Below are 12743 nucleotides of genomic sequence, written 5' to 3'. Positions count from 1 at the left end.
AGGGCCACGCTCGATCCATTGTGGTTCGGTCGCGCAGCAGAGACCGCGTCTCTCCGAGTGACGTGGATCCCGAATCCGCCATCCGGTCTCGAAGCGGCCGACCGGACGAACGATACCTAGATTCGGACTCCGATACAGCCGTACTACACAATCCATTACAGCGATTCTGACGGGTACCACTGTGAACCGAACCTCCACGTCGACGAACTACTTCAGTATCAGGAGCGCGATGACGCGGACGACACGTCCACCTACGAGCCGGTTTCGTTCCGCTCACGATCGGTGTCCGGCCTCCTGTGGGAATTGATGGATGCGCTCGCCGGCATCTGAACCCTCCTTTGATCCCAATATCCATCACCCGTTTTACCGTCTGAGCGAATCGGACTCCGAAGACGGAGGCGACCCGCGTTCAGAAGTGAATCAACTAAGCGGCGAAATCGAGGGGTACCGCTCTCCTCGAACGTCGTGAACGGAGCTGTTGAACGCTAAAACTGGCGTTATCGGGTGTATAACAGCGTTCAGAAGCTGAGTGGGCCAACTCGGATTTGAACCGAGAGCCTCCACCTTATCAGAGTGGCGCTCAACCTAATTGAGCTATTGGCCCGCGACTGCATTAGCCAGTTGTGCGCTGGGATGGTTAAGTGTTTCTTTCTGGAAGAGCCGTGAGAATCGCTACCGGGCGTAGGGATCGTCGTCGTCGACGTCGGCGTCGTCGGTCCGCTCGTCGCCGAACTCAACCGTGTACGACTCCTCGCTGTCGACGGTGTAGTCGTCCTCGCCGAGGTCGTAGGTACCGCCATCGGACCACTGGGCACGGGCTTCGTCCTGCTCGGCGCTTCCGCCAGGGAATCCAAACGTCCAGACGTTTCCGCTCGCGAAGCCGTCCGTTTTCTTGTCCGCGTACGGGACGATCACGTAGCGTTTGAGCGCCGTCCGAATCGGGATCCGAGTGACCGGAACGACCAGCAGAAACCCGATCAGATCGGTGACCAGACCCGGAGTTAGCAGGAACGCGCCCGAGGCGATCAGGAAGCCGCCGTCGAGCAACTCGTTAGTCGGAGGCTTCCCCTCGGCGAGCGAGCGTTGCATCTTTCGAATCGTCCGTCGTCCCTCCGCCCGGACGAGCAACATCCCGACGAGACCGGTCAGAACGACAAGCAGTACCATCGGCACCCAGCCGATATAGGCGGTCGCGACGAACCCGAGAAGTATCGCATCGAGAAACGGGATCAGCAGTAACGCGAGGATCCACCGGAGCATATCCCGATATAGCCGGCGACGGGTGAAAACCCTTTACACTCCGCGCCCGCTCGCGCCCGCGCCGAGGACGTCCGCCGAACGAAGCGCTTACCCTGTCGACGCCCGGACGACCGGTATGAACGATTCGACCCGCGTGGAGTGGCGCGAGTGGGGTCAGGACGCCTTCGACGAGGCCGCGTCCGAGGACGTCCCGATCCTCTGTGCGCTCACCGCGACGTGGTGTGATCACTGCCACGAGATGGACGCCGAGACCTACGCCGAACCGCGGATCGCGGCCCACATCAACGACGGGTTCGTTCCGGTGCGAGTCGACGTCGATCGGAACCCACGCGTCCGCGATCGGTACAACATGGGCGGGTTCCCGTCGACGGTTTTTCTGGCACCCGACGGGACCGTGCTGACCGGGGCCGGCTACCTCGGTCCCGACGGGATGCGCCAGGTCCTCGATAGCGTCCGGACGATGTGGCAGACCAAGGGCAGCGGTGCGGGTCGTGTTCCGCGACCGATTCGCGAGGACGAACCCCCGGCCGGCGAGCTCACGGACGACATCGAGGGAACGATGCTCAGCCAGCTCGAGGAGGCCTACGACGAGGTCGCCGGCGGCTGGGGAACCGAGCCGAAGTTCCCGTTGCCCGACGCCCTCGAGTTCGCCCTCAAACGGGACCGCGAGATGGCGCTGCGGTCGTTCGACGCCGTCGGCGCGAACCTGTTAGACGAGTACGACGGCGGGTTCTACCGGTTCGCGACTGACCGCGACTGGTCCGGGCTGCAACACGAGAAGCTGCTTGACTCCAACGGCGCGCTCGTGCGCGCGTTCGCGAACGCCTACCTCCTGACGGGGAAATCCGAGTACCGCGACCCCGCCGAGCGTACCGTCGAGTATCTGACGACGACGCTGTGGAACGGCGACGCCGAGGCGTTCGCGAACAGCCAGGCACCCGGAGACCTCGAGAGCCACGGACTCGACCCGACCGATCGCGCGGCCGCCGACGAGCCACCCGTCGACGACGGCGTCTTCGCCGGTCCGAACGCGCTGGCGATCGAGGGACTGCTCACGTACTTCGCGTACACCGACGACGAGCGGGCGCGACGCTACGCCGAGCGCGCGCTCTCGACGCTGCGAAGCGAGCTGCTCGAGGACGGCGTCGCCAGCCACCAGCTCGAGTCCGCCGACGAGGACGACCAGCCGACGCCGCTGCTCTCGACTCAGGCCCGCGTCCTCGGCGCGTTGACGACGACCGCGAGCACCCTCGAGACCGACGCTGTCGCCGAGGCCGAGGCGGTCGCCGACGCGACGGTCGAACGGCTTCGCGACGGCGACTCCTTTATCGACAGCGCGGCGGCGGACGTCGGACTCTGCGATCGCCCGCTGCGGCCCCTGGACACGAACGTCGCTCTCGCCGATGGACTGCTCGAGCTGGCAGTGCTTTCCGGCGAGGAACAGTATCGGACGATCGCCAGGGAGACTCTCGAGGACTTCGCGGGCGCCAGCGATCGCTTCGGCGTCCAGATCGCCCGGTACGGAACAGCCACGAGCCGGCTGCTCGAGGGACCGCTGGCGATCCGGGTCGGCGACGCGCCCGGCTCCGACCTCCACCGCGCGGCGCTGCGGCTCGCGGACCACGAGAAGGTCGTCGTCCCGGATGCCGACCTCGAGACCGGGACCGCCCGCGTCGAACGCGGCGACCGTCGCTCCGAACCCGCCGAAACTCCCGAGCAGTTGAGCGAGCGGGTGGGGGAAATTCTCGACTAACGTACGGGGTGAACACCGTCGCATCGAGGGAGAGTCAAACCACCACAGTGTTTTTGTTTCTCGGGTGAGCCGTTACGAGTATGGCCAGTCTTAGGGACCTCGGACTCTCCGAGTACGAGGCTCGGGCGTATCGAGCGCTGCTGAACACCGGGCCCACAACGGCAAAGGAGTTGTCGAGAGCGAGCGACGTGCCGATGGGGCGGATCTACGACGTCCTCAACAGTATCGAACAGTACAACCTCGTCCGCAGCCAGACCGCAAGTCGCCCGAAGAAGTACGTCGCCGTCGAACCATCGACTGCCCTCGATCGCCTCCTCGAGGACAAGAAACGCGAACTCGAGGAGAAGGCCGACCAGTACGAGTCGATCGTCGACGATCTCGCCGACGAGCTCGACGCAGCCGACCCCGTCGAGGAGCAGTTCTGGACCGCCGCGGTCGGACCCGAGGAGACGATCGATCTGCTGCTCGAGCGGCTGGGGGCCGCGGACGACCACATCGTGATGGTCGCCGCAGATCCGGTCCCCGAGCGCGATATGCAGGCCGTCAGCGAGGACGTCCTCGCCCAGCTCGAGGACGCCCTGGATCGGGGCGTCTCGGTCGACATCCTGATGACGCGGAAGATGGTCGACTCCCTCTCCGAGAGGGTCGGCGCGCGGTATCAGAGTGCCCTGCAGAACCGCGACGACTTCCACGTCCGAACGAACGACGACGTGACTGGCTCGTTCAACATCATCGACGGCGTCGAGATCTGCATCCAGGTGCCGAACCCGCTGTCGTCGGGCGACGCCTTCGGCATGATCGATCTGAAAGATCCGGAGTTCGCGGCGAACGTCCACGGGGAGTTCGCACCCCGGTGGGAGGAAGCGAAGCCGCTTACCTTCTAGTCGTCGACTTCGGTGCGCAGCTGATCCATCTCGACGACCCGCTCCGCGTGGGCGTTGTGCTGGTGGATCGACTCGTCGTTGGACTGTTTCATCGTCACGACGGCGTCGTCGGGAAGGTGATCGAACTCCTCGGCGACTCCTTCGGCCATCGAGCGCACGCAGTCCTCGACGAACTTCGCGTCGGCGTGGGCCGCGTAGGTCATGTGGTCCTCGTCGGGACGTTTCGCCAGGTTGTAGATCCGGGCGCTCATCGAGTCCCGCGCGATGTCGATGACGTCGTTCAGATCGACGTCCGGGTCGCCGCTCGACTCGATCGTCAGCGTCGCGTGTCCACGCTGGGAGTGGCCCGGCTGTGGAACTTCCTCCAGGAACTCCGTGATCGTCTCCTCCTCGACGCCCAGGTCCTCAAGGGTCTGTTTCGCGCGCGCGGCGGACATCCCCTGCGAACACGGACAGACCGTCATCCCGACGACCTCGGCGCCGATCTCCTCGCGGGTGCCCTCCTCCGTGGCAGTCGCGGACGCGATGATGTCGACGGTGTGTTGGGTCTCGCGGTCGCTGGCGGGGGTCTGCTCGCGGCGCATGAACTCCGCCTCCATCGTGACCTCCGCGCGGGAGGTGTAGTCGTGTTTCCCGAGCAGCCGTTCGGCGACCTCGCCACAGACCTCCTCGACGCGGTAGGCCTCGTCGCGGGTCGCGTCCTCGAGGATCTCGTCGATGACCTCCATGTTGCGGCTCATGTCCGCGCCCTTCCGCCAGGACGGGAGGTCGACGAAAACCTCGAACTCGGCCGTGAGGACGATCGGACGTTTGTCTTCGCGGGCGATCTTGACGAGTTTCTCGACGCCGGTGACGCCGACCTGGCTCAGGCCGACGGTGACGTCGGGCGAGGACGCCTGGACGTCCGGAAGCTGCTGACTCATTGATCACATTCAGGCGAGCGCGCGATTCAACCTTTCGAAAGCGGGTGCGGTATCAGATCGCACGGCGTCGTGACGGCGAACGTCCTCGTTCGTCGAGGGTCGGTCGCGTTCCGAGAGCGGGTGCACCGACCGTTCTTTAAGTGGTTCTGGCTACAAGGTAGAGATACGACGGGAAGTCGTCGTTCTCTCGGACGCTCGAACTCGGGAGCCACGCGTCTTGCCGTCCGCCGTTTCGAAAGGGCGACGCTCGAGCGCTCGCTCTTTAAGTGGTTCCCGTCACAAGGTAGAGCTATGACGGGAGGCCGGACGTTCTACGGTTCTCAGTTAGTCGATAGCCGCGCGTCCCGGACGGGATCGCGATCCGAGGACGCGAGGAGCGACAGACGGTAGCGATGGCATCGATCCCCACCCACGCACGCGAGACGGTGGATCGACACCTGGAAAAGATCGAGCGCTCTCGGGAGGTGTCGATCGTTCTGGCGGTCGCCCGCGGGAGCCACGCCTGGGGCGCGGCGGGGCCCGACAGCGACTACGATATCAGCTTCGTCTACGCGCCGACGGACCTCCGGCGGTACGCCCACCTCGGCGGCGTCGACGGGGTGCTCCTCGAGGAGCGCGGCGCATTCGAGTACCAGGGGTGGGACGTCCGCACGTTCGCCGCACTGCTTGCCGACTCGAACGACGGCGCGATCGACCTTCTGCGGAGTCCGATCCGGTACCGAACGCGCTACGATCCCGGCGCGCTTGCGGCCGACGTCGAGCGGGCGTACAACCCGATCGACCTCTACCACGCCTGGCGCGGGATCGCGACGAACAACTACCGCAAGTACCTCTCTGAGCACCTGGTTCGGAACGACGACGAGATCTTTCCGATCCGCGAGCGCCGCGAGGACGCGTACGTGGTCGAGACCGAGGACGGGACGATGACCGTCGCCGCGGACGACGAGCGGTTCGCCGAGACGGGGACGAGACCGACGGTCAAGCGCAACCTGACCGTCGTCCGCGCCGCGATGGCCGCACGATACCTGAAGGCGACCGGCGAGCGCGGCGACCACGAGCTGCCCGCGATCGAGTTCGAGGCGTTCCTGGACGACCAGGCCCCCACGGTCTTCAACGACGATCGGATCGGCCGAACCCGGAAGCTCCGCGAGCGCAAGCGCGCGGGCGAGGGAAGCGTCCGGATCGGCGACGCGGTCGGTCGTGCGTTCGCCAACCCGCCGAAGCGAATCGATCCGGCAGTGCACGCTCGCGACGGCCCCGATCGGGCACGGCTGAACGACGCCATCGACGAGATGCTTGCGGCAAGTCAGCGGTGTGGGTCGACGTCCTCGGTTTAAGTATCTCTGGTCACAAGGTAGAGATACGACGGGAGATCGTCGCTTCTCGAGTTTCTCAGTTCGGTAGCCGTGCGTCCTCGGCCGAAACCTGGCGCCTCCGCTCGCTCTTTACGGAGTTCTGGCTACAAGGTAGAGCTACGACGGAGGTCGTCGCTTTTCGAATTCCTACCGCTGGTAGCTGCGGGTGCCAGGTCGAAACTCGAGCGTATCGCTCGTCCTTTAAGTACCTCTGGTCACAAGGTAGAGCTACGAAGGGCTTTTCGCAGATGGGGTACCCAATCTCGTCGAGCGTCGGCTCTCGGCCTCGGTGAAACGAGCAAGTCTTTTTCCGTCTCCCGGTCTGAGCGACACACGATGTACGACGACGCTGGTAACTCCGGGCCAGCCCTCCGGCGGGAATCCGCCCCCAACGGCCTCGAGGAGGACCGTCGCCTCGAGACGCGTCCCGGCTCCGGGGCGCTTTCCCGGGCAGACGTCCAGCGGGACTCGACCGTTCGCCAGTGGGGCGTCGTCACGCCGAGTGCGACCGTCATCGGCCGCGCGGAGTCGCCCGACGAGGAACTCTCCGAGAGCGTCCGGCGACTCCACGACGAACAACACGGCGCGACGCCGGGGTACAGCGAGCGCGCTCACCGACTCGATCGCCTGCGAACGACCCAGGCGCTGTGTAACGCCCTCGATCTGACTCCCTGGCAGCGTGATCTGGCGCTGGGCGTGATGGACGAGATCGATCTCACCGAGTTCGGGAGCCAGCGCGCGATCCCAAAGGTCGCGCTGGTCGTGATTCGCCACGTCGTCGACGTCGACCGCCGCGCGTACTTCGGCCTCGACAATGTCGACGTTTCGGAGCTCTCGCCCGATCGGATGGACGAGCTGTTCGGCCAGTACCGCGCCCACGACATTACCGAAGAAGACGCCTTCAAACGCCTCGCCGCCGACCACGGGCTCGATACGACGAGCCTGAACCGGCTGCGGCGCGTGCTGAAATCCCAGCTCGAGGACGAACTGCCCGCCTACGGCCGCAACCCCTACCGGGACTCGAACCTGCCGAGCCTCGAGGACCGAACCGACGCGGAGACGGTCGACGCGGACGCGGATGATGCGGACACGAGTAATACAGACGCGAGCCACGAGTGAGCCCGAGCCACATCCCCCACCCGTAGCCGTCGTCTTTTCCGTCGCAGACACCTACTGCAACCATGTCCGAGATCGACGCCGCCGACCGACTCACGATCTACGCCGACTACGTCTGCCCGTTCTGTTACCTTGGGAAGCAGTCCCTCGAGCAGTACCGCGAGAGCCGCGAGGACGCACTCGAGCTGGAGTGGCACCCCTTCGATCTCCGGAGCGGAAAGCGAAACGCCGACGGCTCGATCGACCACGACGCCGACGACGGGAAAGACGAGGCGTACTTCGAACAGGCCCGCGAGAACGTCCGCCGGCTCCAGGCGGAGTACGGCGTCGAGATGAGCCAGGAGATCGCGGCCGACGTCGACTCGCTGAACGCCCAGCTCGCCTCGTGGCACGTCTCGAAGACCGATCCCGACCGATGGGCCGCGTTCGACGCGGCGATCTACGAGGCGCTCTGGCAGGACGGCCGGGATATCGGCGACCCCGACGTGCTCGCTACGATCGCCGAGGACGTCGGCCTCGCTCCCGGGGAAATCCGCGACGCGATCGACGATGACGGACTGCGAGCGGAGCTCGAGGAGCGGTTCGCCGACGCCCGACAGCGGGGCGTCACGGGGGTGCCGACGTTCGTCCACGAGGGACGGGCAGCCCGCGGTGCGGTGCCGCCCGCACAGCTCGAGGCGCTCCTCGAGGGGGAGTGATCACTCGAGCTTCTCAAGGGCCTCGAAGAAGTTCGACCGCGGACCGGCGAGCGTGACGGGCTCGTCCGCGACCGAGACGTTGACGGTCGTCGGCGGCTCGAGCTCCCGGCGACTTCGGCCGTCGCTGATCGCGTAGGCGGTCTCGGCGTCCGTGACCGCGAGTTCGATCTCGGCGTCGTGATCGACGACCAGCGGCGGCATCGCCTCGGTCGCGGCCATCTGGTTGACGATCAGCGTGTCGGTTCCGGGGCGAACGAGCGGGCCGTCCTCGCCCAGGTTGTACGCCGTCGACCCCGTCGGCGTGGCGACGAGGACGCCGTCGGCGTGGCTCTCGGCGTAGCGCTCGCCGTCGACGCGGATCTCGATCGTCGCACCGCCGCCGTGACCCCGGCGGGGGCCGTGGACGACGATCTCGTTGAGCGCCGGTTCGAGGTCCCAGCCGTCGCCGTCGGCCCGGAGTCGATCGAGCTGACGGCCGTCGACGGCGCCGTCCGCCCGGAGCGAATCGACGACGTTGGCGACGACCGGGACGGCGTCGTCGGGAGCGACGGCGTTGAGAAAGCCCACCTCCCCGAGGTTGACGCCGAGGATCGGCGTCTGACCGACCTCGCGGGCGACGAACAGCAACGTTCCGTCGCCGCCGATGCTCACGACGAGATCGCGATCCGTCATCGACGCGACCGGGACGCCGCCCTCGCCGATCGCGGCGGCCGTCGCCTCGTCGACGACGGTGGTGGCGTCCTCGAGGGAGTCGATCAGCGTCGCGGCGAGAGCCTGTGCCCGCTCGTTGTCGCGCTGGGCGACGATTCCGACGGCGACGTCCATCGTGACCGCATACCCGTTCGCGGGTGAAAAGTTCACCCGTCCGTTCGAGCGGCGCAGTGAACGGGATGCGTTCGCAACCCACACGTTCTTTCGAGACCGCATCGAGGTACAGCTATGGCCGAACGGACGACCAACGACGAGGTACTGAGCCGAAGCGAACTCGCCGACTACCTCTCGGAACTCTCCCGACGGTTCGAGGAGGGTGAAAGCGGGGTCGACGTCCCCGTCGGGAACAAGACCGTCTCGCTCGGTCACTCCGAGGACGTCTCGGTCTCGGTCGACGTCGTGGAGCGGTCCTCCCGGCTGCGGGGCGACCGCGAGACGGTGACGGTGACGATGAGCTGGAAGCCCGACTCGTAGCGGGCCGTGGCCATCGCGCGTACTCTCCGGGACGAACGGCTCCCGAAACGGGCTCCTGCAACGGGTACATTGATAGGTCAGTGCTCGTAACTGACCGGAAATGCGTCGTTCGCACGTCGTCGCCGTCGCCCTCGTGGTCGTCGCGGTACTGTTTATCGGGGGTCCGTCGCTGCTGTTTGCGGATTCGATCGACGAACAGCTGACCGAAGAGACCCAGGAGACACCGGAACTGGTCTCGCTCGAGGACTCCGAGAGCGAGTTCTGGCGGTTTCTGAGTCCCGAAGCGGAGTTCCGTGAGCGGAGTCCGATCAACGTCATCGTCCGCGGCGAGACCGAGGACGTCCTGCGGGCGATGAGCGAGCGCGACGACGGCGAGTGGGAAGAGATCGAAGACGTCGAGGAAGAGACCGAAGCGGAGGCGCCCGGGGAGTTCGAGAACGCGACCGTCCTCGAGGAGGAACACCGCCACGCGACGGGGATCGCCTGGGGCGAGGCCGACGGGACGACCCGCTACGCCTGGGTTGATCCCGGCGAGGGCGAGGACGGCTACTGGGCCACCGAGTCGCTCCAGCTCGAGGACGGGGATTACTACGGCCAGCGCTACCACATCCGGCTCTACGAGAGCCCGAACCCCGACGACGAGTGGCTCGCCATGCAAGCCCACACCGAGCATTTCGACTGGTTTACCCTTCGGCACCGCGTCGACGGCGTCGAGGCCGCCCAGCTGCGGGTCGAGCAGGACTTCATGGAGCTCCCCGACGTCGACACTGAAACCGACGTCCGCCGGATGCACGTCGACAACGCCGGCCCGTCCGACGCCGACGGCTGGGCGACCGTCGTCGACCTGACCTCGATGGTCGTCCTCCCTGCGGGTATCGGGCTCGCAGCCGGTCGCCGCGGTCGGGCCTCGGCAGCCGAGGGCGTCGGGAAGCAACGGACTCCCGCCCGCGACGACGACGGCGTCCTCGAACGCGGGCTAACGGAGGTCGACCGCCAGCGGCTCGCGGCCGTCGCCGACCGCCTCGAAGCCGGCCACCTCTTGCTCGTCTTCGCCGTCCTCGCGCTATTCTTGGGCGTGCGGATGGGCGGGCTCTTGCTCGAGCGACGGGTGGCCTTCCTCACGCCCCACATGATCGCGGCGTTGCTGTACCCGGTGATCGCGGTCGGGATCCCCGTCGCGACGTACCTGATCGCGCGCGGGCTCACCCGCCGGCTCGACGCCGCGATCGTCGCTGCGGGATCGCTGGCGCTGGCGATCTGGCTCGACTACGGCCTGCTCGGCGTCGACGTGATCCCGCTCGACGTCGTCTTCCAGCGAACCCTCGTCGTGATCGCGCTCGGACTGATCGCTGCCGGCGCGGCGAGGCGGGCAACCCGAGCGCGACGGCTCAACGACCTGCTGGTCGGCGGGGTCGCGATGTGGGTACTGGTGTTGGTCGGGACGCTGTTGGGCTACCTGTGACGACCCCCGAAGGGATCGCGCTCAGGAGAGCATGACGGCCATCATCTGCTCGGCGACGTACTGATCGTCGATCTTGTAGTGGGCCTGCCTGATCGCTTCGGTCTCCCATCGGTGGTTCTCCAGGAACCGGACAGCGTCCTGGTTCGTCGCGGGGAGACTCTGGTACACTTTGTTGTAGCCGTTTTCGGCGGCCCACTGTAGCCCCCGCTCCAGGAGGTTGCTCCCGATCCCGCAGCCGCGGTACTCCTCGAGGACACCCATCGTCAGCTCGGCAGTGTGGGAGAGTTTCTCGTAGTTCGGCGAGTGGAGGTGAACCCAGCCCACGACCTCGTCGTCGACGGTCGCGACGAAGAAGATCCTGGAGGAGAGATCGTTGTGTCGGAAGACGACCTCCTCGTGGTCGAGCAGGTCGACGACGGTTTCGGCGACCAGATAATCGTTCTCCTCGGCGACCTGTCGCATCACGCCGACGATCCCCTTGAGGTCGGACTGACTCGCCGGCCGAACGGTGTACTCGAAGTCGTCGGTCTCGTAGGTCGTCTCCTCGCCGATATCGATCGCGAGCCGCACGAGATCGTCCTCGATCTCGAGCAATCCCTCGCGCTCGAGGGCGTCGAGATCGTCGTCGAGGTCCTCCGCAGCCATCGAGAGCTCCGATTCGAGCCGCGCGGTTTTCAGAGCGCCGTTTCGCTCGACCGTGTCGTACACTCGCTGTTGCGTTTCGTTTTCGAACGTTTGCTCTTCGAGTCCCCGCATAGTATCCGGTTCGTCACTGCAGTACTTAGTGATTGTATATTGTTAGCACTACACATTCTATTTCCACACGGAAGACGCGTGTGCGGGCCGACAGTATACGACGGCTCCCCCCGTAACGGCGTACATGGCAATCTGTCCGCACTGCGAGGAGCCCCTGGAGGTCGAGGTCGAACCCGACGCGGTGACCGTCCACGAGGACGGAGAAACGAAAACGATCGAGCCGGACGTGTTCACCTGCTATGCGTGTGATGCCGTCCTGTTCGCGACGGTGAGCCGCGAGCTCGACGGGGTCTGAGGATCGGCGGAAGAGAATGCGTCGGCCGGGAATTGAACCCGGGCTATGAGCTTGGGAAGCTCATGTCCTACCACTAGACCACCGACGCGGTTCGCCACTTCGTTTTTCGTGAGTGCCAACCGATCGTATTCGTCGGTCACACTTTAACGTAGCGCTCCGGCTCGAGCGCCGATCGAAACCGACCGAACGTCCACGTTGCGTCGTTCAGGGGAGCCTATTAGGTCCGTCCACCCGTACTCCCGTTCGATGCTCGATCTTCGGTTTTCCGACGCGGAACTGGACGAACGGCGCGATCACATCACGAACTTCGTTCGCGAACAGGTCGAGGACGCGGGTGCCGACGGCGTCGTCCTCGGGCTTTCGGGGGGGATCGACAGCACGCTCGTCGCGTACCTGGCCGTCGACGCCCTCGGCACCGAGGACGTCCACGGGCTCGTCCTCCCGGCGCGGGTCAGCGCCGACGACAACATGAGCGACGCCGAGCGCGTCGCCCGGGAGCTCGGGATGAGCTTCGACGTGATCGAGATCGAACCGATCGTCGACTCGCTGCTCGGTGCCTACCCCGAGGCCGAGGGCGATCGAATGGCGGTCGGGAACGCACGAGCCCGCGTGCGGGGCGTCCTGAACTACCTCGTCGCGAACCACGAAGAGCGGCTCGTCCTCGGCACCGGCAACCGCAGCGAGGGCGCGGTCGGCTACTTCACGAAGTACGGCGACGGCGCCGTCGACTGCCATCCGATCGGCAACCTCTACAAAGCCCAGGTCCGCCAGCTCGCCCGCCACGTCGGCGTCCCCGAGAATCTGGCGGCCAAACCCGCGACGGCCGAACTCTGGGAGGATCAGACCGACGAAGACGAGATGGGCTTCGACTACGAGACGCTCGATACGATCCTCGCCAGCCACATCGACGGCCCGCTATCGGCCGACACGACGGCCCGCGAGCACGACCTCGACGTCGAAACCGTCGAGAAAGTCCGACGAATGTACGAGCGAAGCGAGCACAAACGTCGGGCGCCACCGTCCCCCGACCCGCTCGAGTAGCGGTCCACAGAACGG

Annotated in this window: 13 protein-coding genes and 2 tRNA genes; 9 read left to right on the top strand and 6 right to left on the bottom strand. The window is 65.9% G+C overall.

Going from position 1 to position 12743, the window contains the following annotated elements; all coding sequences use genetic code 11:
- Positions 1-530 precede the first annotated feature (530 nt).
- Both NATOC_RS01585 and NATOC_RS01580 read right to left on the bottom strand, forming a co-directional pair.
- Positions 531-604 (bottom strand) — tRNA-Ile (locus NATOC_RS01585).
- Positions 605-672: 68 nt separating this feature from the next.
- Positions 673-1260, bottom strand: coding sequence for an FxsA family protein (locus NATOC_RS01580; RefSeq protein WP_015319660.1), 588 nt, complete (start codon positions 1258-1260; stop codon positions 673-675).
- 115 nt (positions 1261-1375) lie between these two features.
- On the opposite strand from NATOC_RS01580, the gene NATOC_RS01575 reads away from it, so the two are divergent.
- Positions 1376-3013 carry a DUF255 domain-containing protein gene (locus NATOC_RS01575; protein WP_015319659.1) on the top strand — a complete coding sequence of 546 codons (1638 nt, stop codon included), beginning with the start codon at positions 1376-1378 and terminating at the stop codon, positions 3011-3013.
- An 80-nt stretch (positions 3014-3093) separates the two neighbouring features.
- A complete protein-coding gene (locus tag NATOC_RS01570) occupies positions 3094-3897 on the top strand; it encodes a TrmB family transcriptional regulator (protein WP_015319658.1) in 804 nt (267 codons plus the stop codon).
- Here the strand turns inward: NATOC_RS01570 and mptA are convergent.
- Positions 3894-4820, bottom strand: a complete 927-nt coding sequence (gene mptA / locus NATOC_RS01565) for a GTP cyclohydrolase MptA (protein WP_015319657.1) — start codon at positions 4818-4820, stop codon at positions 3894-3896. The genes NATOC_RS01570 and mptA overlap by 4 nt on opposite strands.
- Positions 4821-5212: 392 nt before the next feature.
- Here mptA and NATOC_RS01560 point away from each other — a divergent pair, with 392 nt between their 5' ends.
- The 3 genes from NATOC_RS01560 to NATOC_RS01550 all read left to right on the top strand — a co-directional run bounded on the left by NATOC_RS01560 (position 5213) and on the right by NATOC_RS01550 (position 7989).
- On the top strand, positions 5213-6157 hold the full coding sequence (locus NATOC_RS01560) for a nucleotidyltransferase domain-containing protein (RefSeq protein ID WP_015319656.1): 945 nt from the start codon (positions 5213-5215) through the stop codon (positions 6155-6157).
- Positions 6158-6511: 354 nt separating this feature from the next.
- A complete protein-coding gene (locus tag NATOC_RS01555) occupies positions 6512-7294 on the top strand; it encodes a hypothetical protein (protein WP_015319655.1) in 783 nt (260 codons plus the stop codon).
- 62 nt (positions 7295-7356) lie between these two features.
- Positions 7357-7989: a DsbA family oxidoreductase gene (locus NATOC_RS01550; RefSeq protein WP_015319654.1), complete on the top strand. Its 633-nt coding sequence runs from the start codon at positions 7357-7359 to the stop codon at positions 7987-7989.
- Here NATOC_RS01550 and NATOC_RS01545 read toward each other — a convergent pair whose 3' ends face one another.
- A complete protein-coding gene (locus NATOC_RS01545; protein WP_015319653.1) occupies positions 7990-8814 on the bottom strand; it encodes an NAD(+)/NADH kinase in 825 nt (274 codons plus the stop codon).
- 114 nt (positions 8815-8928) lie between these two features.
- On the opposite strand from NATOC_RS01545, the gene NATOC_RS01540 reads away from it, so the two are divergent.
- Both NATOC_RS01540 and NATOC_RS01535 read left to right on the top strand, forming a co-directional pair.
- Entirely contained in the window at positions 8929-9174 is a 246-nt protein-coding gene (locus tag NATOC_RS01540; RefSeq protein WP_015319652.1) for an amphi-Trp domain-containing protein, read from the top strand.
- Positions 9175-9274: 100 nt separating this feature from the next.
- Entirely contained in the window at positions 9275-10636 is a 1362-nt protein-coding gene (locus tag NATOC_RS01535; RefSeq protein WP_015319651.1) for a hypothetical protein, read from the top strand.
- A 21-nt stretch (positions 10637-10657) separates the two neighbouring features.
- Here the strand turns inward: NATOC_RS01535 and NATOC_RS01530 are convergent, their stop codons facing one another.
- A complete protein-coding gene (locus NATOC_RS01530; RefSeq protein WP_015319650.1) occupies positions 10658-11392 on the bottom strand; it encodes a GNAT family N-acetyltransferase in 735 nt (244 codons plus the stop codon).
- A 124-nt stretch (positions 11393-11516) separates the two neighbouring features.
- Here NATOC_RS01530 and NATOC_RS22165 point away from each other — a divergent pair, with 124 nt between their 5' ends.
- Positions 11517-11687 (top strand): hypothetical protein, encoded by a 171-nt coding sequence (locus NATOC_RS22165; RefSeq protein ID WP_015319649.1) that lies wholly within the window; start codon positions 11517-11519, stop codon positions 11685-11687.
- A 17-nt stretch (positions 11688-11704) separates the two neighbouring features.
- On the opposite strand, the gene NATOC_RS01525 is transcribed toward NATOC_RS22165, so the two are convergent.
- Positions 11705-11775: transfer RNA gene (locus tag NATOC_RS01525), tRNA-Gly, on the bottom strand.
- A 158-nt stretch (positions 11776-11933) separates the two neighbouring features.
- Between NATOC_RS01525 and NATOC_RS01520 the strand changes: the two genes are divergently transcribed.
- Entirely contained in the window at positions 11934-12728 is a 795-nt protein-coding gene (locus NATOC_RS01520; RefSeq protein WP_015319648.1) for an NAD+ synthase, read from the top strand.
- Positions 12729-12743 lie beyond the last annotated feature (15 nt).

It is taken from the genome of Natronococcus occultus SP4, from assembly GCF_000328685.1.
In the GTDB taxonomy this organism is placed as follows: Archaea; Halobacteriota; Halobacteria; order Halobacteriales; family Natrialbaceae; genus Natronococcus; species Natronococcus occultus.
This window is presented reverse-complemented; position numbering and strand designations above follow the sequence as displayed.

What these genes read in the sequence shown, in the direction of transcription:
- NATOC_RS01580 (WP_015319660.1), bottom strand. Translation starts at nt 1,260, where the DNA reads ATGCTCCGGTGGATCCTCGCGTTACTGCTGATCCCGTTTCTCGATGCG.
- NATOC_RS01575 (WP_015319659.1), top strand. Translation starts at nt 1,376, where the DNA reads ATGAACGATTCGACCCGCGTGGAGTGGCGCGAGTGGGGTCAGGACGCC.
- NATOC_RS01570 (WP_015319658.1), top strand. Translation starts at nt 3,094, where the DNA reads ATGGCCAGTCTTAGGGACCTCGGACTCTCCGAGTACGAGGCTCGGGCG.
- mptA (WP_015319657.1), bottom strand. Translation starts at nt 4,820, where the DNA reads ATGAGTCAGCAGCTTCCGGACGTCCAGGCGTCCTCGCCCGACGTCACC.
- NATOC_RS01560 (WP_015319656.1), top strand. Translation starts at nt 5,213, where the DNA reads ATGGCATCGATCCCCACCCACGCACGCGAGACGGTGGATCGACACCTG.
- NATOC_RS01555 (WP_015319655.1), top strand. Translation starts at nt 6,512, where the DNA reads ATGTACGACGACGCTGGTAACTCCGGGCCAGCCCTCCGGCGGGAATCC.
- NATOC_RS01550 (WP_015319654.1), top strand. Translation starts at nt 7,357, where the DNA reads ATGTCCGAGATCGACGCCGCCGACCGACTCACGATCTACGCCGACTAC.
- NATOC_RS01545 (WP_015319653.1), bottom strand. Translation starts at nt 8,814, where the DNA reads ATGGACGTCGCCGTCGGAATCGTCGCCCAGCGCGACAACGAGCGGGCA.
- NATOC_RS01540 (WP_015319652.1), top strand. Translation starts at nt 8,929, where the DNA reads ATGGCCGAACGGACGACCAACGACGAGGTACTGAGCCGAAGCGAACTC.
- NATOC_RS01535 (WP_015319651.1), top strand. Translation starts at nt 9,275, where the DNA reads ATGCGTCGTTCGCACGTCGTCGCCGTCGCCCTCGTGGTCGTCGCGGTA.
- NATOC_RS01530 (WP_015319650.1), bottom strand. Translation starts at nt 11,392, where the DNA reads ATGCGGGGACTCGAAGAGCAAACGTTCGAAAACGAAACGCAACAGCGA.
- NATOC_RS22165 (WP_015319649.1), top strand. Translation starts at nt 11,517, where the DNA reads ATGGCAATCTGTCCGCACTGCGAGGAGCCCCTGGAGGTCGAGGTCGAA.
- NATOC_RS01520 (WP_015319648.1), top strand. Translation starts at nt 11,934, where the DNA reads ATGCTCGATCTTCGGTTTTCCGACGCGGAACTGGACGAACGGCGCGAT.